The sequence below is a fragment of the Pseudomonas sp. L5B5 genome (assembly GCF_020520285.1).
Classification (GTDB): Bacteria; Pseudomonadota; Gammaproteobacteria; order Pseudomonadales; family Pseudomonadaceae; genus Aquipseudomonas.
The window spans coordinates 4,691,385-4,712,211 of record NZ_CP084742.1; the positions used below are offsets into that span (position 1 = coordinate 4,691,385).

14 protein-coding genes are annotated in these 20,827 nt (G+C 63.9%); 2 read left to right on the top strand and 12 right to left on the bottom strand.

The genetic code is table 11. The features are described from left to right. The first annotated feature begins 176 nt into the window (after window positions 1-176). Complete coding sequence (locus LGQ10_RS21450; RefSeq protein ID WP_058434874.1) at window positions 177-914, top strand: substrate-binding periplasmic protein; 738 nt, start codon at window positions 177-179, stop codon at window positions 912-914. Window positions 915-960: 46 nt separating this feature from the next. Here LGQ10_RS21450 and yccS read toward each other — a convergent pair whose 3' ends face one another. From yccS to betI, 9 genes are all read right to left on the bottom strand, one after another. Beyond that, window positions 961-3,135 carry a YccS family putative transporter gene (gene yccS, locus LGQ10_RS21455; RefSeq protein ID WP_226523125.1) on the bottom strand — a complete coding sequence of 725 codons (2,175 nt, stop codon included), beginning with the start codon at window positions 3,133-3,135 and terminating at the stop codon, window positions 961-963. Between the two features lie 142 nt (window positions 3,136-3,277). After that, window positions 3,278-4,456, bottom strand: a complete 1,179-nt coding sequence (locus LGQ10_RS21460; RefSeq protein WP_226523126.1) for an NAD(P)/FAD-dependent oxidoreductase — start codon at window positions 4,454-4,456, stop codon at window positions 3,278-3,280. A 150-nt stretch (window positions 4,457-4,606) separates the two neighbouring features. Continuing rightward, the gene (dbpA, locus tag LGQ10_RS21465) at window positions 4,607-5,944 is read right to left on the bottom strand and encodes an ATP-dependent RNA helicase DbpA (RefSeq protein ID WP_264194100.1); all 1,338 of its coding nucleotides are present in this window, start codon (window positions 5,942-5,944) and stop codon (window positions 4,607-4,609) included. A 253-nt stretch (window positions 5,945-6,197) separates the two neighbouring features. Continuing rightward, entirely contained in the window at window positions 6,198-7,625 is a 1,428-nt protein-coding gene (gene mdtD, locus LGQ10_RS21470) for a multidrug transporter subunit MdtD (RefSeq protein ID WP_226523128.1), read from the bottom strand. Between the two features lie 74 nt (window positions 7,626-7,699). Beyond that, the gene (locus LGQ10_RS21475; RefSeq protein WP_058436562.1) at window positions 7,700-9,037 is read right to left on the bottom strand and encodes a TldD/PmbA family protein; all 1,338 of its coding nucleotides are present in this window, start codon (window positions 9,035-9,037) and stop codon (window positions 7,700-7,702) included. Beyond that, a complete protein-coding gene (locus LGQ10_RS21480; RefSeq protein ID WP_058436563.1) occupies window positions 9,037-10,479 on the bottom strand; it encodes a TldD/PmbA family protein in 1,443 nt (480 codons plus the stop codon). Before LGQ10_RS21480 ends, LGQ10_RS21475 begins: the two co-directional genes overlap by 1 nt. A gap of 253 nt (window positions 10,480-10,732) precedes the next feature. Next, the gene (betA, locus tag LGQ10_RS21485; RefSeq protein ID WP_226523129.1) at window positions 10,733-12,436 is read right to left on the bottom strand and encodes a choline dehydrogenase; all 1,704 of its coding nucleotides are present in this window, start codon (window positions 12,434-12,436) and stop codon (window positions 10,733-10,735) included. Window positions 12,437-12,590: 154 nt separating this feature from the next. After that, complete coding sequence (gene betB / locus LGQ10_RS21490; protein ID WP_226523130.1) at window positions 12,591-14,063, bottom strand: betaine-aldehyde dehydrogenase; 1,473 nt, start codon at window positions 14,061-14,063, stop codon at window positions 12,591-12,593. A gap of 106 nt (window positions 14,064-14,169) precedes the next feature. Continuing rightward, window positions 14,170-14,763 carry a transcriptional regulator BetI gene (gene betI / locus LGQ10_RS21495; RefSeq protein WP_011063941.1) on the bottom strand — a complete coding sequence of 198 codons (594 nt, stop codon included), beginning with the start codon at window positions 14,761-14,763 and terminating at the stop codon, window positions 14,170-14,172. Window positions 14,764-15,245: 482 nt separating this feature from the next. Here betI and LGQ10_RS21500 point away from each other — a divergent pair, with 482 nt between their 5' ends. Further along, complete coding sequence (locus tag LGQ10_RS21500) at window positions 15,246-17,186, top strand: BCCT family transporter (protein WP_226526175.1); 1,941 nt, start codon at window positions 15,246-15,248, stop codon at window positions 17,184-17,186. Between the two features lie 211 nt (window positions 17,187-17,397). Here the strand turns inward: LGQ10_RS21500 and choV are convergent, their stop codons facing one another. The 3 genes from choV to LGQ10_RS21515 all read right to left on the bottom strand — a co-directional run bounded on the left by choV (window position 17,398) and on the right by LGQ10_RS21515 (window position 20,432). Next, a complete protein-coding gene (choV, locus tag LGQ10_RS21505) occupies window positions 17,398-18,576 on the bottom strand; it encodes a choline ABC transporter ATP-binding protein (RefSeq protein ID WP_226523131.1) in 1,179 nt (392 codons plus the stop codon). After that, window positions 18,573-19,418, bottom strand: a complete 846-nt coding sequence (gene choW, locus LGQ10_RS21510) for a choline ABC transporter permease subunit (RefSeq protein WP_058438723.1) — start codon at window positions 19,416-19,418, stop codon at window positions 18,573-18,575. Before choW ends, choV begins: the two co-directional genes overlap by 4 nt. 66 nt (window positions 19,419-19,484) lie before the next feature. Continuing rightward, complete coding sequence (locus LGQ10_RS21515) at window positions 19,485-20,432, bottom strand: choline ABC transporter substrate-binding protein (protein ID WP_058438722.1); 948 nt, start codon at window positions 20,430-20,432, stop codon at window positions 19,485-19,487. Between the last annotated feature and the right edge of the window lie 395 nt (window positions 20,433-20,827).

Consider the following 20,827-nt stretch of genomic DNA (forward strand, 5'->3'; position numbering starts at 1 on the left):
TGGGTCAAAATGCCACTACTGCGTTCACAGGCTTTTCCCTTCTTTGTGTAATCTGTTTTGCAAGTTCTGTGCATTGGCTGTGATGAGCTAATGTTAGGAGCTGGGCCGCTCGTTGCGTGGCCCTCGAGTGTAGGCTGGAACGCGCTGGGCCCTGTGCCCGCTAAGGATCTTTAAGCATGCTGCGATTGCATCGGGCTTTGGCTTTGATCGGATTGCTGTTGCTGGGCCAGGGCGCTTCTGCAGAGAAGTTGCGCCTGGTGGCTGATGCCTGGCCTCCTTTCACCGACGCGACCCTGGTCAATGGGGGAGTGGCGACAGATATCGTCAGTACCGCCCTGGCACGTGCCGGGTATGCCAGTGACTTCGAACAGGTGCCCTGGGCCAGGGCCCTGCTGGGTATCGGCGAGGGGCGCTACGACGTGCTGATCAATGCCTGGTACAACGATGAGCGCACCCGGCTGGGGCAGTTCTCTGCGGAATACCTGGTCAACCGGATTCGCTTCCTCAAGCGCAAGGATGCCCCGCTGGAGTACAACAACCTCAAGCAACTGCACGAGTACCCCATTGCCGTGGTCCGTGGGTATGCCTATTCCTCCGAGTTCGACAACGATTCGGCCCTGCAGAAAGTGCCGGTGCACAACTTCGCCATGGCCGTGCGCATGCTCGCGGCAGACCGGGTCAAGCTGACCCTGGAGGATGAATACGTCGCTCGTTACTACCTGGCCCGGGAGTCACCCAGGGTGCGCAATGCCGTGGAATTCCTGCCCAAGCCCCTGAGCGAGAACAGCCTGCATATCCTGGTCAGCCTGAAGAACCCCGACCATGCCCAGATCGTCGCCGGGTTCGATCGCGAGATCGCCGCCATGAAGGCCGATGGCAGCTACGCCCGGTTGCTGCGCCAGCACGGCATGTAGGAGACGCGGCAAGCCGAGACCACTCGCGGGGTGCTTGCCGCTGCCCTCAGGCGGCTTTTATGAGGTGTGCCGCCAGGGTCCGCAACGGGCCCAACTGGCGGCAGATCAGCCCCAGCTGGGTCTGCACCAGGCGTTGTTCCTCGTCAATGTCATCCGGCATCTGCTCCAGCTCGCTGGCCAAGGCCTCCTCGGCATCGCTCTGGATGGCAATGGGTGTCTTGCTGGCCAGCCCCTGGGCGATCTCGTCGATGCTGGCTGCCAGGCTGGCTCCCGCACCACCGATCAGGTGTTCGCGGACCTCATCGGGTAGCTGCGTGCCACGGTGTGCGCCCAGGCCCGAGAGATAGCTGAGCAGAGTGTGGGACAGCACCAGAAAGCGAAAGCCCACGTCCGCTTCCTTGCGAAAGTGCCCAGGCTCCATGAGCATGTTGGCCAGGGTGGTGGACAGCGCCGCGTCGGCGTTGTGGGCGTTGCGCCGGGCCAGGCGGTAAGCCAGGTCGTCGCTCTTGCCGGCAGCGTACTGCTGCATGATCTGGCGCAGGTAGATGCTGTTGCAGGTCAGGGTGTTGGCCAGCACCTTGTTCAAGCGCCGGCCTTGCCAGTCTGGAAGGAACAGGAACACCGCCAGCCCGGCGATCAAGCTGCCCAGCAGCGTATCGAACAGCCGTGGCAGGAACAGCCCATAACCGTCGCCCACCTGGTTGAAGCAGAACAGCACCATCAGGGTGATGGCGGCGGTGGCCAGGGTGTAGCGGGTGGTGCGGTTGGTGAAGAACACCACGCCAGCGGCGATGGCGAACATCGACTGCACCAGGGGGTTGGGGAACAGGTCGAACAGCGCCCAGGCGATGGTCAGGCCGATGGCCGTACCGATGATCCGCTGGCCCAGTTTGCGCCGGGTAGCGCCGTAGTTGGGCTGGCAGACGAACAGCGTGGTGAGGATGATCCAGTAGCCCTGGGAGGGGTGGATCAAATGCACCATGCCGTAACCGATGCTCAGCGCCAGGGGCAGGCGCAGGGCATGGCGGAACAGCAACGAAGTTGGTGTCAGCTGGGTACGCAGGCGGGTCCAGACATCCTTGAGGTTGCGTGGCGAGCGGTCCAGCAGGCTGCTGTCGGTGGCATCGGCCAGGGCGTCGGGGTTGCTGGCGTCGCTGAGCAGGCGATCGAGGGTGCCGAGGTTGGCGGCCAGGGCCCGCAGCGAGCGCAACAGTCCGCGCCAGGCCGGGTTGCTCTGGATGCGCAGGTGTTCCAGCGAGGCTTGCAGGTCGCTCAGGGCCTCGGCGAACCCCGAGTCATAGACGAACGGCTGGCGCATCTGGATCGACTCCCCCAGCGCCCGGCAGGCCTTGCCTTGCTGGCGCAACAGGCGCTGGCAGCGGAACAGCACGTCGCTGTGAAAAAAGGCATCGGCCAGGGCGTTGTAGGGGTAGTGCGAGGAGCTGGCGCGCTCATGGATATCCTGGGCGAGGAAATACAGCTTCAGGTAGCGGCTGACCTTCGACCCCGGCCGGCCATTGCCGACCCGGTGCAGGATGATTTCCTTGGCGGTGTTGAGGGCCGCCACCACCTTGCCGTTCTGTTGCGCCAGCTCCAGGCGTCGGGCCTCGATGTCCAACTGGCGGATCGGTTCGAGCAGCGAGGACTTGAGCTTGAGGTAGTACCCCAGTTCACGGAACAGCCGCGCCAGGCTCTGCTGTACCGGCTGGTTGGAGAACAGCGCCTGCCACAGCACCGAGAGCACGCCATACCAGGCGGCGCCGGCCACCAGCAGCAGCGGCTCGTGCCAGAAGTCGATCACCGCGCCGCCGCGCTGGTCGACACCGATCATGGTGTAGACCGCGAGGATCAGGGTCGCCGAGGCGATGGCGCCGTAGCGCTCGCCCAGGGCCCCGAGCATGGTCAGGCCGAAACTGGCCAGGGCCAGGGCGATGGCGAAGATCCAGGGGTAGGGGAACAGCAGCTCAACCGACAGGGCCGCGATGCTGAAGCACACCAGGGTCACCGCCAGGGCGTTGAGGCGGCCTTGCCAGCTGTCGTCGGTTTCCGCCAGGGCGCTGGCGATGATGCCGAGGAACAGCGGGATCAGCAGGCTCATTTCGTCCTGATACCAGCACAGCGCCATGCTGCCGGTCAGGGCGACGAACACCCGCACGCTGTAGCTGAATTTATCCAGCGCCCAGAGGCGGCGCAGGGACTGGCGAAAAGAGGACGATGACATGAAGAGAGAAGGCCTTCCGGGGCGATGCCGCTAAATTGAGCCAGTATTGACGACGGCGCAATGCCGCCGTCACATCCGACAGCAAATTCTGTTCCCGTTGTTTTTCATCGGCACCGGCCTCGGTGGCGCGCCGGCCAGCGCCCTAGGCGTACTGCGCGGCGGCGTAGCCGGAAGCCCAGGCCCACTGGAAGTTGAAACCGCCCAGGTGGCCGCTGACGTCCAGCACCTCGCCAATGAAGTACAACCCCGGACTCTTCAGCGATTCCATGGTCTTGGACGACACTTCGCGGGTGTCGACCCCGCCCAGGGTGACTTCGGCGGTGCGGTAGCCCTCGGTGCCCGCCGGCACCAGTTGCCAGTTGCCCAGTTTGTCGGCCACCTCCGACAGTTCCGCCGGGGTGTACTGCTTCATCGGCTTGGAGGCGAACCAGTGATCGGCCAGCAGGCCGGCCATCTTCTTGGTGAAGATCTCCCCCAGCAGCGTCTTGAGTTCGCTATTGGGGCGCTCGGCCTGCTGCTGGTGCAGCCAGTCCAGGGCGTCGTGGTCCGGCAGCAGGTTGATCTCGACGCTGTCACCAGGCTGCCAGTAGGAGGAAACCTGCAGGATCGCCGGGCCACTGAGGCCGCGATGGGTGAACAGGATGTTCTCGCGAAAGCTCTGGCCGTTGCAGCTCACCAGGCAATCCACCGAGGTCCCGGACAGCTCGCCGCACAGCTCCTTCAACTGGTCGGTGATGGTGAAGGGCACCAGGCCGGCGCGGGTCGGCAGCAGTTCATGGCCGAACTGCCGGGCCACCTGGTAGCCAAAACCGGTGGCGCCCAGGGTCGGGATCGACAGGCCGCCGGTGGCGATCACCAGGGACTGGCACTGCACCGGGCCCAGGGTGGTCTGCAGCAGGTAGCCGGGCTCCAGCTTCTCGATCTGCTGGATCGACGTATCCAGGTGCAGCTCGACGCCGACCTGGTCGCACTCGTCCAGGAGCATGCCGAGGATGTCGCTGGACTTGTTATCGCAGAACAGCTGGCCGAGCTTCTTTTCGTGGTAGGGCACGCCATGCTTGGCCACCAGGCCGATGAAATCCCACTGGGTGTAGCGGGCCAGGGCCGACTTGCAGAAATGCGGGTTCTGCGAAAGGAAGTTGGCCGGCTCGGTGTACATATTGGTGAAGTTGCAGCGGCCGCCGCCGGACATCAGGATCTTCTTCCCGGCCTTGTTGGCATGGTCCAGCACCAGCACCTGGCGCCCACGGCCAGCGGCAGTCAGGGCGCACATCAGGCCGGCGGCGCCGGCGCCGATGATCACGACTTCGGTAGAGCGCAAAACGGTGTCCTCGAGAGTGCAGGCAAATGAACCTGTAGCCGCTGCCGCAGGCTGCGACAAGCCCCGCAGGGGCTTCACGGCCGCAAGAGCGGCGCCTCCTTCGGAGTCGTTCGCAGCCTGCGGCAGCGGCTACAGATCGAGCGGGGTGGGTTACAGGATTCGTACCCGCAGCGAACGGCCCTTGATCTTGCCGCTGTTGAGGCGCTGCAAAGCCTGCTTGGCGATGTCCCGTTCAACGGCCACATAGGCCTGGAAGTCGAAGATCGCGATCTTGCCGACCTGGGTGCCGGGAATGCCGGCCTCGCCGGTCAGGGCACCGAGGATGTCGCCTGGGCGTACCTTGTCCTTGCGTCCGGCGGCGATGCACAGGGTGCTCATGGCCGGCAGCAGCGGGCCGCCGCCCTGGCTCTTCAGGCTGTCGATCTGCTCCCAGTTCAGCGGGGCTTTCTGCAACTGCTCGATGGCCTGGGCGCGGTGGGCCTCGGACGGCGACACCAGGCTGATGGCGATGCCTTTCTCGCCGGCGCGACCGGTACGGCCGACCCGGTGGATGTGGATTTCCGAATCCCGTGCCAGCTCGACGTTGATCACCATGTCCAGGGCGTCGATATCCAGGCCGCGGGCAGCGACGTCGGTGGCCACCAGCACCGAGGTGCTGCGGTTGGCGAACATCGCCAGTACCTGGTCGCGGTCACGCTGTTCCAGGTCACCGTGCAGGCCCACCGCGGACATGCCCTTGGCGGTCAGGTGGTCGACGGTTTCCTGCACCTGCTGCTTGGTGAAGCAGAACGCCACGCAGGACTGCGGGCGGAAGTGGTTGAGCACCTTGACCACCGCATCCATGCGATCTTCCGGGGAGATCTCGTAGAAGCGCTGTTCGATCTGGCTGTCGGCATGCAGGGCCTCGGCCTTCACTTGCTGCGGGTCGCGCATGAACTTCGACGCCAGCTGCTTGATGCCCACCGGGTAGGTGGCGGAGAACAGCAGGGTCTGCCGGCGTTCCGGGGTATAGGCGATGATTTCCTCGATCGGGTCGTAGAAACCCATGTCGAGCATGCGGTCGGCTTCGTCGAGCACCAGGGTGTTGAGGCCGTCGAGTTTCAGCGAACCCTTGCGCAGGTGCTGGGAGATGCGCCCCGGGGTGCCGACGATGATATGGGCGCCATGTTCCAGGGAGGCGATCTGCGGCCCGAAGGACACACCGCCGCACAGGGTCAGGACCTTGATGTTGTCTTCGGCGCGGGCCAGCCGGCGAAGTTCCTTGGCAACCTGGTCGGCCAGCTCGCGGGTCGGGCACATCACCAGGGCCTGGCAGCCGAAGTAGCGCGGGTTGATCGGATTCAGCAGGCCGATGCCGAAGGCGGCGGTCTTGCCGCTGCCGGTCTTGGCCTGGGCGATCAGGTCCAGGCCCTTGAGGATCACCGGCAAGCCTTGCGCCTGGATCGGCGTCATCTGGGCATACCCGAGAGAGTCGAGGTTGGCCAGCATGGCGGGAGACAGGGGCAAGGTATTAAAAGCGGTGGCGATGGTGGTCACGGGACGGGCCTGCAAAACAAAATGTCGCGCAGTGTATCAGTCCCGCTCACCCTTCCTGCAATTTCTGGACGAAAAGTAGCCAGAGCCTCCCAGGTCCATGTTGTAGGAGCGAAGCTTGCTCGCGACGGCCCCCGGTCAGTCAATGCAGGTGTCGACGGATGAATCGCTATCGCGGGCAAGCTCCGCTCCTACAGGGGGAGGGCAATCAGTGCTCGATATGTTCCTGCACCTTGCGCGTCCTCCGGCCGTCGGTGGGCGACAGTTGGAGGAAGATCGCCGCCGCCAGCATGGCCATGAGGCCCACGGTGACAAAGGTCAACTGGAAGGCACCGAGCACCGTGTCGCCGCTGCCACTGTCCATGGAGGCGGTGAAGCCGCCCAGCAATGCGCCGGCACAGGCCACTCCCAGGCTCAGGGACAGTTGCGCCACCACCGACAGCAGGCTGTTGCCACTGCTGGCGGCGGCATCGTCGAGGTCGATCAGGGTCACGGTGTTCATCGCCGTGAACTGCAATGAGTTGATCGCCCCCAGCACCGCCAGCATGCACAGCAGCAGCGGGTAGGGCGTCTGTTCGCTGACCAGGCCCATGCTCGCCAGCATCAGGCCCAGGGCCAGGGTGTTGCCGGTGAGTACGATGCGGTAGCCCAGGCGTTCGATCAGCGGCTGGGCAATGGATTTGGCCAGCATCGCCGCCGCTGCCAGGGGCAGCATGCTCATCCCGGCCTGGGAGGGGGAATAACCCAGGGCCACTTGCAGCAGCAGGGGCACCAGGAATGGCAGCGCACCGCTACCCAGGCGAGCGAACAGGTTGCCGAGGATGCCCACGGCGAAGGTCCGCACCTTGAACAGCGAAGGTGCGAACAGCGGATTCTCGATATGCCCGGCGCGCAACCAGTAGGCCGCCAGGCAGGCCAGCCCGCCGAACAGCAGCAACATCACCCGCAGGTGCGGCAGGTGCAGTTCGCCCAGGCCTTCCATGGCGACGGTGATCAGCACCATCGCCGCGCCGAACAGCAAAAAGCCCAGGCCATCGAAGCGTGTGCGCTCGCTGCCCCGCAGGTCGGGAATGAAACGCCATACCGCGTAGCAGCCGATGGCGCCCACCGGCAGGTTGATCAGGAAGATCCAGTGCCAGGTCAGGTACTGCACCATCCAGCCGCCCATGGTCGGGCCGATCAGCGGCCCCAGCAGCCCGGGAATGGTGATGAAGCCCATGATCCGCACCAGCTCCGAGCGCGGGTAGGCGCGCAGGACCACCAAGCGTCCCACCGGCAACATCAGTGCACCCCCCAGGCCCTGGATCACTCGGGCGCCAACCAGCATGCCGAGGGAGCTGGAAAGGGCGCACAGCAGCGAACCGATGCTGAACAGCAAGATCGCGCCGAAGAAGATGTTGCGGGTGCCGAAGCGATCGGCGATCCAGCCCGAGGCCGGGATCAGCAGCGCCACGGTGAGCATGTAGGCGATCACCACGCCCTGCATGCGCAGCGGGTCTTCGGCCAGGTCCCTGGCCATGGCCGGCAGCGCGGTATTGAGGATGGTGCCGTCCAGGGACTGCATGAAGAAGGCGATGGCCACCACCCAGGGCAGCCAGCGGGTGATGGTGGCATCGAGTGGCGGACGTTCGGGCATGGGACCTCAACAACGACAGAGGTGAGTTGCAAGCTTCAAGTTGCAAGCTTGTGGCTTGCAACCTGAAGTTGATTTTACAAGGTTAGCGTCAGGCGGCTGACCAGTGCTCCGGGCAGATGCATCGACGCGGTCTGGCGCTGGCCGTAGGTGCTGGCCGAGAGCAGCAGCTCACGTTGCTCGGTGAGTGCTTCGAGCTGCGAGCCCAGCAGGCTGTAGACACTGTCGTCGAAGCGCATGGTGCTCACCGGCGCCTGGATCTCGCCGTTCTCCACCCAGAAGGTGGCAAAGCGGGTCATGCCGGTCAGGCGCGCGGCCGACAGGTCCGAGTAGTTCAGGTACCACAGGTTGCTGATGTACAGCCCGGTGCCCAGTTGCTTGAGGATGTCCTGCTGGGCCAGCTGCCCGGCCGCCATGTCCAGGGCGCTGGGGTATTCGCCGCTGCCGGCGCCGTTGGCGGTCAGGCCATATTCGGCGGCGCTGCGCGAGTTGATCAGGCGGGCTTCGGCCGCCCCGCCGGTGATCAGGGCCAGGTCGCTGCGCGGGTAGCCTTCATCGGAGAACGCCGGGCTTAGTGAGCCGCTGACCTGCTCGCCCAGGGACACCAGTGGGCTGAGGGCGGTGTCGCCGGCATAGAGCTTCTGCAGCGAGCTGTGCTTGCTGGCGATGGACTGGGCCGAAAAACCGCCCCAGGCCAGCATGCCCATGATTTCCTCCAGGGCTGCCGGTGCCAGGTAGGCACGGTACTGCCCAGGAGCCAGGGTACGCAGCGGCCGGCCGAGGAACTCCAGTTGCTGGCGGGCCTGGTCGAAGCGCTGGGCGAATCCTGCGCTGCTCCATGCATGGCCGGCGTAGCTGGCCTTCACCGCCTCGCCGTTCTCGTGGAACAGGCTGAAGTCGAAGTTGAAGCTGTTGGCCTGGTGCCAGCCGAAGGCCCCGCTGGAGCTGGCAAAACCTCGGCTGATGGGGCCGGCGGCATAGATACCGACCAGGTCCAGGCCGGCAGCGGCACGACCGATTTCTTGCACCACCTGCTCGCTGCCGGGCAGCGGGTGGCTTTGCTCATGCTGGGACTGCCAGTGGGTATGGTTGAGCATCAGGTACGGGTCGGCTGGCAGCAACGGCAGGGTTTCGCGCAGCTGCTGCAAGCCTTCGGCCAGGCGCTGGCGGTCCACTTCGGGATCGTTGCCCAGGGTGATGTCGAGGTCCGCATGGCGGCCATCATCGATCAGCTTGAGAGTCAGGCTGGCCTGCTGTACCTGGCCGGCCTGGCGCACCTTGGCATGGTTGAAGCGGATGAACTCCGAGGATTCGGCCGCGTAGCTCAGGGTGAATTGTTCCGACTCGCGGAGCGCGTCCTTGAGCCACTGCACCAGCGTCTTGAACTGCTGGGCCTGATTGGTCGTGCTGGTCATCAGGCATCTCCTCCGAATACGTCGATCTTGCTGAATACACAGGCTGGCGAAGCATGGCCCACGCGGATCACCTGGTTGGGTTCGCCCTTGCCGCAGTTGGGCGTGCCCAGGACCTGGAACGTGCCGTGGTTGCCGACGGCGCTGAGGTTGCGCCAGAAGTGCGCGGAAATGCCCCGGTAGTTGGGGTTCTTCACCACGCCCTTGAGTTCACCGTTCTCGATCAGCTGGCCCCATTCGCAGCCGAACTGGAACTTGTTGCGCGCGTCGTCGATGGACCAGGAGCGGTTGGTGGACATCAGGATGCCGTGCTCGATACCGCCGATCAACTGGTCCAGGGACTGGTCGCCAGGCTCGATGTTGAGGTTGGCCATGCGGTCGATGGGGGCGCGGTTCCAGCTGCTGGCGCGGCTGTTGGCAACACCTTCCAGGCCGCTGCGGTATTGCGACATGGCACCGCCCAGGGGGCGTACCAGCAGGCCTTCGCGGATCAGGAACTGCTTGCTGGCGACCGTGCCCTCGTCGTCATGGCCATAGCTGGCCAATTCCTCGGGGATGTCCGGATCGAAGGTCACGTTGAGCAGCCGGGAGCCGTACTGCAGTCGGCCGAAGTCCGCCTGCTTGACGAAGCTGGTGCCGGCGTAGTTGCGCTCATCGCCCAGGATGCGGTCCAGCTCCAGCGGGTGGCCGATGGACTCGTGGATCTGCAGCATCATCTGGTCCGGCATCAGCAGCAAGTCGCGGGGGCCTTGCGGGGTGTTTGGAGCCAGCAGCAGTTGCAGGGCCTGGTCGGCGACCCGGGGCGCGGCGCCCATCAGGCCGCAGCGGCTGATCACGTCGCCAGCACCTTGCTGGCCGAAGTTCTCCCGGCCAAGGCTGCGGGTCTGGCTGTCGCTGCCGTCATAGGCGGTGACGTCCAGGCCCGGGTAGACGAAACGCTGGGCCTGGCGCAGCTCTGCCCCGGCGCTGTTGAGGTAGATCTGCTCGACCTGGGTCACGCCGATGCCCACCTGCCAGTTCACCAGGCGCTCATCCCTGGGCACCGAGGCCGACTCGTCGCCCAGCAGCTGGTAGCAATCGCTCAGGCTGGGGAACGGCTGCTCCAGATTGGGCGACAGGTAGTCGGCGCGATGGCTGGAAACCGGTTGTTCGCGCAGGTCCAGCAGGGCATGGGCGGCGATCACCCGAGCCTGTTGCTCGGCCCGTTCCAGGGCCGCCTGCAGGCCACCTTGCGAGAGGTCGTTGGTGGCGGCGTAGGCCTCCACGCCGGCGACCCGCACGGTCAGCATCGCCCCCTCGTCACGTCCCAGGCGCGGGGGTTCGGCAACGTTCTTGCGCACCGACAGGTACTGGTCGGACTCGCGCACGTAGCGCAGGGAAAAGAATTCGGCGCCCGTGCGCAAGGCAGCGAAGCGCTGCTTGAGCTGGGGGTGAAAGTCGAACATGGATGACCTCCTTGTGAAGAGCAGGGGCTTGCGGGTCTTATCGACGGCGGGCCGGCTCCTACAGGTATAGGTCGCGCAGGGCTCGGGATAAAGTCCGTGGAACGAAGGGGATGCAGCGGATGGGCAGACTGTAGCCGTTGCCCGAGGCTGCGATCAAGGACGCAGTCGGCACATTGGACGAGACAGGCCCAGGCGGGAAACGCAGGGGAATACAGCAGAAGGCGCCGGCCATTGCGGCCGGCGCCATTGGAGCTTACTGCGCCTTGGCGGCTACGTCGCGCAGGGGCTTGCCACGTACCGGGGCTTCGCCAGCCACGTAGTAGGCGGCCTTGCTGCGCTGCAGCGGCTGACGACCACGGATCTTGTCGGCGATTTTCTCGGCCATCATGATCGTCGGTGCGTTCAGGTTGCCGGTGGTGATGATCGGCATGATCGAGGCATCCACCACGCGCAGGCCCTGCATGCCATGCACGCGGCCCTGGCCATCCACTACCGCCATCTCGTCGGTGCCCATCTTGCACGAGCAGGATGGGTGGAAGGCGGTCTCGGCGTGCTCGCGGACGAACTTGTCCAGTTGCTCGTCGGTCTGCACCTCGATGCCCGGGCTGATCTCGCGGCCGCGGAAAGGGTCCAGGGCCGGCTGCTGCATGATTTCACGGGTCAGGCGGATGCCGTCGCGGAATTCCTGCCAGTCCTGCTCGGTGGCCATGTAGTTGAAGAGGATGCTCGGGTGCTGGCGCGGGTCCTTGGACTTGAGCTGCACGCGGCCACGGCTCGGCGAGCGCATGGAGCCCATGTGCGCCTGGAAGCCGTGCTCTTTCACACCATTGCTGCCGTTGTAGTTAATCGCCACCGGCAGGAAGTGGTACTGGATGTTCGGCCATTCGAACTCTTCGCGGGTACGGATGAAACCGCCGGCTTCGAACTGGTTGCTGGCGCCGATGCCGGTGCCGTTGAACAGCCACTGCGCACCGATGGCCGGCTGGTTCCACCACAGCAGCGATGGATACAGCGACACCGGCTGGGTGCAGGCGTATTGCAGGTACAGCTCCAGGTGGTCCTGCAGGTTCTCGCCGACACCAGGCAGGTCGTGGACCACCGCAATGTCCAGGCTTTCCAGCAGGGCGCGCGGGCCGACGCCGGAGCGTTGCAGCAACTGCGGCGAGGCGATGGCGCCGGAGCAGACAATGACTTCCTTGCGGGCACGGGCTTCCACGCGCTCTTCGGTACTGCCTTGCAGGTAGCTCACGCCCACGGCGCGCTTGCCTTCGAACAGGACCTTGTCGGTCAGGGCATGGGTAACGATGGTCAGGGTCGAACGCTTTTTCGCGGTGTCCAGGTAACCGCGAGCGGTGCTGGCGCGACGACCTTTTGGCGTCACGGTACGGTCCATCGGGCCGAAACCTTCCTGTTGGTAGCCGTTCAGGTCTTCGGTACGCGGGTAGCCGGCCTGCACGCCGGCTTCGACCATGGCGTGGAACAGCGGGTTGTTGCCGGCCTTGGGCGTGGTCACGCTGACCGGGCCTTCGCCACCGTGGTAGTCGTTGGGGCCGATGTCGCGGGTTTCCGCCTTGCGGAAGTACGGCAGGCAGTCCAGGTACGACCAGTCTTCCAGGCCTGGCAGCTTGGCCCAGCCGTCGTAGTCCATGGCGTTGCCGCGGATGTAGCACATGCCGTTGATCAGCGAGGAGCCGCCCAGGCCCTTGCCACGGCCACATTCCATGCGACGACCGTCCATGTGGGGCTCGGCGTCGGTTTCATAGGCCCAGTTGTAGCGACGGCCTTGCAGGGGGAATGCCAGTGCCGCCGGCATCTGGGTGCGGAAGTCGAAACGGTAGTCCGGGCCGCCGGCTTCCAGCAGCAGGACGGTGACGCCTTCGTCTTCGGTCAGACGGGTCGCCAGGGTGTTACCGGCGGAGCCGGCACCAACGATGATGTAGTCGAATTCTTGGGACATTGAATGCACCCTCTTTGAAATTGGTCAGATCTGGCCATTGCGAGTGCTGCGCACTCGATCGCGGGCGAGCCTCGCTCCTACAAGGGATTGGCGTGCTTCTGTAGGAGCGAGGCTTGCCCGCGAAGACGGCCTCGCGGGCGAAGCGAATTTCGCCTTAGAACACCGAGGCGTAGTCGCCCAGCTCAACCTGCACCGACTTGATGCGGGTGAAGTTGTTCAGCGAGCTGATGCCGTTTTCACGGCCCACGCCCGACTGCTTGTAGCCGCCGACGGGCATCTTGGCGTCGGACTCGCCCCAGGCGTTGATCCAGCAGATACCGGCTTCAAGCTGGTGGATGATGCGGTGGGCGCGGTTCAGGTCGCGGGTGACCACACCGGCGGCCAGGCCGAAATCGGTGTCGTTGGCGCGACGGATCACTTCTTCCTCGGTCTCGTAGGTGAGGATGCTCATTACCGGGCCGAAGATCTCTTCACGGACGATGGTCATGTCGTCGGTGCAGTCGGTGAACACGGTCGGAGCGACGAAGGCGCCCTTGGCGAATTCGCCAGCGGTCAGGCGCTCGCCACCGCACAGTACGCGGGCACCTTCTTCCTTGCCCTTGGCGATGTAGCCCAGCACGTTCTCCATGTGGGCGAAGCTCACCAGCGGACCGAAGTTGGTGTCGTCGTTCTCTGGGTTGCCAATGCGGATGCGGGCAACGCGCTCGGCGATCTTGGCCTCGAAGGCAGCCTTCAGGTGGCTCGGTACGAACACGCGAGTGCCGTTGGTGCAGACCTGGCCGGAGCTGTAGAAGTTGGCCATCATCGCGGTGTCGGCGGCGCGATCCAGGTCGGCGTCGTCACAGATGATCAGCGGCGACTTGCCGCCCAGTTCCATGGTCACTTCCTTGAGCGAGGAGCTCGAAGCGCTGGCCATGACTTTCTTGCCGGTGTCGGTGCCGCCGGTGAAGGAGACTTTCTCGATGCGCGGGTGCTCGGTCAGCCAGGTGCCGACTTCACGGCCGCTGCCGGTCAGGACGTTGAACACGCCAGCTGGTACACCAGCCTCGGTGTAGATCTCGGCCAGTTTCAGGGTGGTCAGCGAAGTCACTTCGCTTGGCTTGAAGATCATCGCGTTGCCGGCAGCCAGGGCTGGAGCGGATTTCCACAGGGCGATCTGGATCGGGTAGTTCCAGGCGCCGATGCCGGCGACCACGCCCAGTGGCTCGCGGCGGGTGTAGACGAAGGAGGTGTCGCGCAGCGGGATCTGCTCGCCTTCGATGGCCGGTACCAGGCCTGCGTAGTATTCCAGCACGTCGGCACCGGTGACGATGTCTACATACTTGGTTTCGGAGTAGGCCTTGCCGGTATCCAGGGTTTCCAGGGCGGCCAGCTCGTCGTTGCGCTCGCGCAGGATATCCACGGCGCGACGCAGGATGCGCGAGCGCTCCATGGCGGTCATGGCGGCCCAGAACTTCTGGCCCTTCTCGGCGCTGACCACGGCGCGTTCCACGTCTTCCTTGGTCGCACGTTGCACTTGTGCGAGAACTTCACCGTTGGCCGGGTTGATGGCATCGAAGGTGGCGTCGCTGCCGGCATCGCTGTAGCCGCCGTCGATGTAGAGTTTTTGCAGTTCAAAACGGGCCATAGTGTCCTCGCAAGTGCATTGAGTTATGGGCTTGGCCACCGGGCGTGCCCTTGGATTCGGGCGCGCTGGTCAGTGGCGTGCAGAGGCCGAGCGTCTTGGTTGTGCTCTAGCGCTCCTGCTTAGCCAGTTGTAGATCCATGTATTCGTAAGCGATCCGTATCGCCTGGTCGGTGTCGAATGCATCACCCGACAGGGCGCCACGCAGCCACAAACCGTCGATCAAAGCCGCCAGGCCGCGGGCTGCCTTGCGCGCATGGTAGAGCGGCAGGGCGCGGCGGAACTGGCAACACAGGTTGGAATACAAGCGGTGGTCGTTGATCCGCTGCAACCTGTGCAAATCGGGCTGGTGCATGCTGGAAGCCCAGAAGGCCAACCAGGTTTTCATTGCCGGGCCGTTCACCTGGCTGGCATCGAAGTTGCCCTCGATGATCACTTTCAGGTGAGCGCGCGGGCTGTCGTCCGTCAGGGCCTGGCGGCGTGCTCGGACGCCTTCGTTGAGCATGCTCATGATGTAACCCATCGTCGCTGCGATCAGGCCGTTCTTGTCCCGAAAGTAGTGACTGATGATGCCGTTCGACACACCGGCCAAACGGGCGATCAGCGCAATGCTGGCGTCCCCCATCCCGACCTGATCGACCGCCTGCAGCGTGGCTTCGATCAATTGCTGGCGGCGAATGGGTTGCATACCGACCTTGGGCATCTGATACCTCTCCTTAGGCCCGCCGGCAGACGCATGACGGCTGTCGGCTTGCGGGCCAGTCTATTTTGTTTTGATTGAACGTTCAATCAACAAAGAATAAGATCTGCGACAAATCGTCGCTGCCTACGGATTCTTCCCGCATGTAGATGGCGGAAAACGACCTCCGAAAAAGACCGAACCCCAGGGTTGGCATGGCGTGAACCGGTAAGGACGGACGTGTTGAATGGGCAAGACGCTTCAGGCCTGACGGCGAACCACGGGTTCGGGTCAAGGCCGGGGACGCTGGTTCGCAACGCAGCCGCCGTGGGACCGGACTTTTTTCGGGGTGTCTTTATATCACCCGACGATCGGCTGCCAACTAACCGATTGGTCGGGTGCCGTGTTGCCTTGTGTCCTTCTCTCGCACTGCCTGGAGCATCTGTGCAATGAGTTCTGCCTCTCTTATAAAGACCCCACCGGAAAAGGTGCGGGTCAACGGTTGGGTGTTCTACACCTCGACCGCGCTGATCCTGCTGTTGACTGCAATCCTGATCGTCGCCCCGCAAGAGGCCGGCAAGATGCTGGACGTTGCCCAGGCCTGGCTGTCCCGCAGTTTCGGCTGGTACTACATGCTGGTGATCGCCGCCTACCTGGTGTTCGTGGTGGGCCTGGCGTTCTCCTCCTACGGCAAGCTCAAGCTGGGAACCAAGCAGGACACCCCGGACTTCAGCTATGGCGCCTGGGCCGGCATGCTGTTTTCGTCCGGCATCGGCATCTCGCTGCTGTACTTCGGTGCTTCCGAACCCCTGGACCACTACTTCAACCCGCCCGAGGGCGTGCCAGCCAGCAACCAGGCCGCGCGCCAGGCGCTGCAACTGACGTTCCTGCACTGGGGCCTGCACGGCTGGGCGATCTATGCCCTGGTGGGCCTGGCGGTGGCGTACTTCGCCTACCGGCACAACCAGCCGCTGGCACTGCGTTCGGCACTCTATCCGCTGGTGGGCGAGCGTTGGGTCAAGGGCGCGGCAGGCCATGCGGTGGACGGTTTCGGCATGTTCGTGACCCTGCTGGGCCTGGTGACCAACCTGGGCATCGGTTCGATGCAGGTGTCTTCCGGCCTGGAAAACCTGTTCGGCATGGAGCACAGCAACACCAACCTGCTGATCGTGATCATCGTCATGAGCACGGTGGCGACCATTGCCGCGGTGTCCGGCGTGGAGAACGGCATTCGCCGCCTGTCCAACCTGAACATCGTGCTGTTCAGCGGCCTGTTGATCTTCGTCCTGCTGTTCGGCCCGACCCTGCACCTGCTCAACGGCTTCGTGCAGAACACCGGAGACTACCTCAACGGTGTGGTGCTCAAGACCTTCGACCTTTATGTGTATGAAGGCGACAGTGCCAAGTCCGATCGCTGGCTGGGCCTGTGGACCCTGTTCTACTGGGCCTGGTGGATCTCCTGGGCACCTTTCGTCGGCATGTTCATCGCCCGCATTTCCCGTGGCCGTACCGTGCGCGAGCTGGTGGCTGGCGTACTGCTGATCCCGCTGGGCTTCACCCTGGCCTGGCTGTCGATCTTCGGCAACTCGGCCCTGGACCTGGTGCTCAACCAGGGTGTGGCGGAATTGGGCAAGACGGCCCTGGAACAGCCGTCCATGGCGATCTACCAGCTGCTCGAACATTACCCGGCGTCGAAGATCGTCATCGGCGTGTCGATCTTCGTCGGTTTCGTCCTGTTCCTGACCCCGGCCGATTCCGGCGCGGTGATGATGGCCAACCTGTCCTGCAAGGGCGGTAACGTCGACGAAGACGCCCCGCACTGGCTGCGGATCTTCTGGTCGGTCGTGATCACCCTGGTGACCATCGGCTTGCTGTTCGCCGGTAACTTCCAGGCCATGCAGACCATGGTGGTGCTGGCCGGCCTGCCATTCTCGGTGGTGCTGGTGTGCTTCATGTTCGGCCTGTACAAGGCCATGGCCCAAGACACCCTGGTCGAGCAGGAGCAAGCGGAGCTGGCTGCCCGTGGCCGTCGCGGTTTCAGCGAGCGCCTGACCCAGCTGGACCTGCAGCCGACCCAGGCGGTGGTGCAGCGCTTCATGGACAAGCACGTGACCCCGGCACTGGAAGAGGCCGCGAGCCTGCTGCGTGGCCAGGGCCTGGATGTACAAACCCTGCTGGGCAAGTCCAAGCGTTGCATGGGCGTGCGGATCGAGATGGAAGAGGGCAACCCCTTCGTCTACGAAGTGAGCCTGGACGGCTACCTGGCGGCGCCGAGCGAATCGGCCGACGCGCCAGAAGAACGCGCACGCTACTACCGTGCCGAGGTCTACCTGCACAACGGCAGCCAGGAATACGACTTGATGGGCTTCACCCAGGATCAGATCACCCGTGATGTGCTCGATCAGTTCGAAAGCCATCGGCAGCTCCTGGGCCGGGTCTATAGCTGAGTCTTGAAGTAGACGCGGGCCCGGGCTCACCGGGTGCCGCGTCGCCTGTATCGCGGGCAAGCCTCGCTCCTGCGTAGGAGCAGGGCTTGCCCGCGAAGCGCTTTGTGGCTTACCGCAATATCCGCTCCTGCAACAGGTGCAATCCGCACCTTCTAGTCCCGCTCAAACAACAACGCCGCGACCTGGGTCGCGGCGTTTTCGTTTCCGGCCATCAGCCCAGGTTCTTGCCGAGCAGCGCGTGATACAGCTCGCTGTCGCCCAGGATCCCCACCACCTTCTGGTTGTCGTGGAGCACCAGCTTGTTGCCGGTCTGGTAACGGATTTGCAGGGCTTCGCGCATGCCGATGCTGGAATCCACCAGAGTCGGGCGCCGGCCCAGTTCTTCCACCGCTTGCCCCGGTACCCAGTTCTGCAGGTCCAGTTGCGAGCCGTTGCGCCGGGCACCCTTGATGGTGTTGCCTTCGGCCAGGTCCAGCCAGGAATCGCCACCCGGGTCCAGGCACACCGAACCGTTGACCCGCTTGCAGTTGTCCAGGCTGCGCATCAGGCTGCGCCCGCACAGCACGTTCAGCGGATTGGTATGGGCGACGAAGGTGCGCACGTAGTCGTCCGCCGGGCTGAGCACGATTTCCTCGGGCTTGCTGTACTGGATGATCCGGCCGTCCTTCATGATGGCGATGCGGCTACCCAGCTTCAGCGCCTCGTCCAGGTCGTGGCTGACGAACACGATGGTCTTGTTCAGCTTGCGCTGCAGCTCCAGCAACTCATCCTGCAGACCCTGGCGGATCAGCGGGTCGAGGGCCGAGAAGGGTTCGTCCATCAGCAGGATGTCGGCATCCATGGCCAGGGCGCGGGCCAGGCCGACGCGCTGTTGCATGCCGCCGGAAAGCTCGTCGGGCTTCTTGTTGCGCCATTGGGTCAGGCCCACCAGCTCGAGCTTTTCGTCCACCAGCTTGCGCCGTTCCTTTTCCGGGCGACCCTGCATCTCCAGGCCGAAGCTGATGTTCTCGCGCACCGTCAGCCAGGGCATCAGGGCGAACTTCTGGAACACCATGGCGATGCGCTTGGTGCGCATCATCTTCAACTCGGCCGGGCTGCAGTGGGCAATGTCGATGTGCTTGCCTTCGTGCTCGACGAACAGCTTGCCGCGACTCACGGTGTTGAGGCCGTTGATGCAGCGCAGCAGGCTCGACTTGCCCGAGCCGGACAGGCCCATCAGCACGCAGATCTCGCCCTTGTTGATGTCCAGGTTGGCTTTTTCCACGCCGACCACCAGGCCGGTCTGCTTGAGGATCTGCTCGCGGGTCTGGCCCTTGTCCAGCAGTGCCAGCGCCTCGCGCGGCTTGTTGGAAAAGATGACGTCGACGTCTTCGAAACGAATGATGCTCATGCCTCACCCCTTGCCGGCAGTTCCGGCTGCTTGCAGATACGGTCGAGCATGATGGCCAGCAGCACGATCGCCAGGCCCGCTTCGAAGCCCAGGGAAATGTCGGCGGTGTTCAGTGCGTTGACCACGGGTTTGCCCAGGCCGTCGGCGCCCACCAGGGCTGCGATCACCACCATCGACAACGACAGCATGATGCACTGGGTCACGCCGGCGGCGATGCTGGGCATCGCATGCGGCAGTTCGATACGGGTGAGCAACTGGCGTCGCGAGCAGCCAAAGGCCTTGCCGGCGTCCATCAGCTCCTGCGGGACGTCGCAGATGCCCAGGTAAGTGAGGCGGATCGGCGCCGCAATGGCGAACACCACGGTGGAGATCAGGCCCGGAACCACGCCCAGGCCGAACAGGGTCAGGGTCGGGATCAGGTAGACGAAGGTGGGCACGGTCTGCATCAGGTCCAGGACCGGGCGCATGGCGGTGTAGAACATCGGCTTGTGCGCGGCGAGGATGCCCAGCGGCACGCCGATGAGCACGCAGACCAGGGTGGCGAAGAGTACCTGGGCCAGGGTCTCCATGGTTTCCTGCCAGTACCCCAGGTTGAGGATCAGCAAAAAGGACAGCACGACAAATACGGTCAGGCCCCATTTGCGCTGGATCATGTGCGCCAGCAGGGCGATCAGGCCGATCAGGGCCAGGGGGTTGAACCAGGTCAGCGCGAACGTCACGCCGTGAATCATCGCTTCCAGGGTGGTGGCGATCGCATCGAAGGTGCTGGCACCGTGTTTCGTCAGCCACTCTACGAAAGCCGCGATGTACTGTCCCAGGGGGATTTTCTGATCAGTGAGCATGGTAATGAACGTCCGCATGCAAGGAAAAAACAGCCCGGGCGGGCGAGCCCGCCCGGCGTAAGCGATTTACTGGGCAAGCTTGGCTTTGACGGCCTCCAGGCCTGGTTTGCCATCAATGGTGGTCACGCCGGCGAGCCAGGTTTCGAGCACCTGGGGGTTCTGCTTGAGCCAGGCCTTGGCAGCCGCATCAGGCTTCATCTTGTCGTCCAGCACGTTGCCCATCAGGGTGCTTTCCATGTTCAGGGTGAACGACAGGTTCTTCAGCAACTGGCCGACGTTGCTGCACTCCTGGGTGTAGCCCTTGCGGGTGTTGGTGTAGATGGTCGCCTGGCCGAAGTTGGGGCCGAAGAAGTCATCGCCACCGGTCAGGTACTTCATCTTGAAACGGGTGTTCATCGGGTGGGGTTCCCAGCCCAGGAACACCACTGCGGTGTCGCGCCGCTGGGCGCGCTCCACCTGGCTCAGCATGCCCGCCTCGCTGGACTCCACCACCTTGAAACCGGCGTCCTTCAGGCCGAAGGCGTTCTTGTCGATCATGCTCTGGATGGTGCGGTTGCCGTCGTTGCCCGGCTCGATGCCGTAGATCTTGCCGTCCAGTTCCTTCTTGAACTTGACGATGTCGGCGAAGTCCTTGAGCCCCTTGTCATACAGCGACTCGGGCACCGCCAGGGTGTACTTGGCGTTCTCCAGGTTGGCGCGCACGGTCTCCACGGTGCCGGCGTCGCGATACTGCTTGATGTCGTTTTCCATGGTCGGCATCCAGTTACCGAGGAAAACGTCCATGTTCTTGCCGTCGGCCAGGGACTTGTAGGTCACGGGCACGGAAATCATCGTGGTCTTGGTCTTGTAGCCCAGGGCATTGAGCACGACGCTGGTGGTGGCGGTGGTCACGGTGATATCGGTCCAGCCGACATCGGAGAAGTTCACGGTATTGCATTGCGCCGGTTCTGCGGCGTGTGCCAGAAGCGGCAGACTCAGCATGGCGGCCAGCAACAACGAGGGGGAACCTTTCATAGAGGGGAGACTCCTGGATGTTTTTTTGGCGGCATTTGGTCCGCGCTTATAAGTGTGGCGGTTGGTGTGTCGGGAACAGCTCTACCACCGTGAGTCGAGATCGATCATGTACCAGTGAAAATCTGTCGCCTACGGGGTGCGTCGTATCCAGTACAGGCAGGGTCGCATCCAGTGTCGGTGAGGTCGCTTACAGTGTTTTTCCGCAATTTTTCCTGTATCCAGGCCGTAAAAAACGCCCGGAACCCGACCCTGGCGCCTGGCGGCGTTGGTGGGCATGAGCGAGTCGGTGTCAGACGTCGTCAAACGCGGTAAAAGCCCGATGATGCGCCCTGCTCGGCGGATTGCAGCTTGAGCGTAGCAGCTCCATCAGTGGGCGTTTCCGACGCCCGGACTGT

Bases quoted from the DNA above. Each gene is read 5' to 3' on its own strand.
- LGQ10_RS21450 (WP_058434874.1), top strand. From the start codon at position 177: ATGCTGCGATTGCATCGGGCTTTGGCTTTGATCGGATTGCTGTTGCTG.
- yccS (WP_226523125.1), bottom strand. From the start codon at position 3,135: ATGTCATCGTCCTCTTTTCGCCAGTCCCTGCGCCGCCTCTGGGCGCTG.
- dbpA (WP_264194100.1), bottom strand. From the start codon at position 5,944: ATGCTGGCCAACCTCGACTCTCTCGGGTATGCCCAGATGACGCCGATC.
- mdtD (WP_226523128.1), bottom strand. From the start codon at position 7,625: ATGCCCGAACGTCCGCCACTCGATGCCACCATCACCCGCTGGCTGCCC.
- LGQ10_RS21475 (WP_058436562.1), bottom strand. From the start codon at position 9,037: ATGACCAGCACGACCAATCAGGCCCAGCAGTTCAAGACGCTGGTGCAG.
- LGQ10_RS21480 (WP_058436563.1), bottom strand. From the start codon at position 10,479: ATGTTCGACTTTCACCCCCAGCTCAAGCAGCGCTTCGCTGCCTTGCGC.
- betA (WP_226523129.1), bottom strand. From the start codon at position 12,436: ATGTCCCAAGAATTCGACTACATCATCGTTGGTGCCGGCTCCGCCGGT.
- betB (WP_226523130.1), bottom strand. From the start codon at position 14,063: ATGGCCCGTTTTGAACTGCAAAAACTCTACATCGACGGCGGCTACAGC.
- betI (WP_011063941.1), bottom strand. From the start codon at position 14,763: ATGCCCAAGGTCGGTATGCAACCCATTCGCCGCCAGCAATTGATCGAA.
- choV (WP_226523131.1), bottom strand. From the start codon at position 18,576: ATGAGCATCATTCGTTTCGAAGACGTCGACGTCATCTTTTCCAACAAG.
- choW (WP_058438723.1), bottom strand. From the start codon at position 19,418: ATGCTCACTGATCAGAAAATCCCCCTGGGACAGTACATCGCGGCTTTC.
- LGQ10_RS21515 (WP_058438722.1), bottom strand. From the start codon at position 20,432: ATGAAAGGTTCCCCCTCGTTGTTGCTGGCCGCCATGCTGAGTCTGCCG.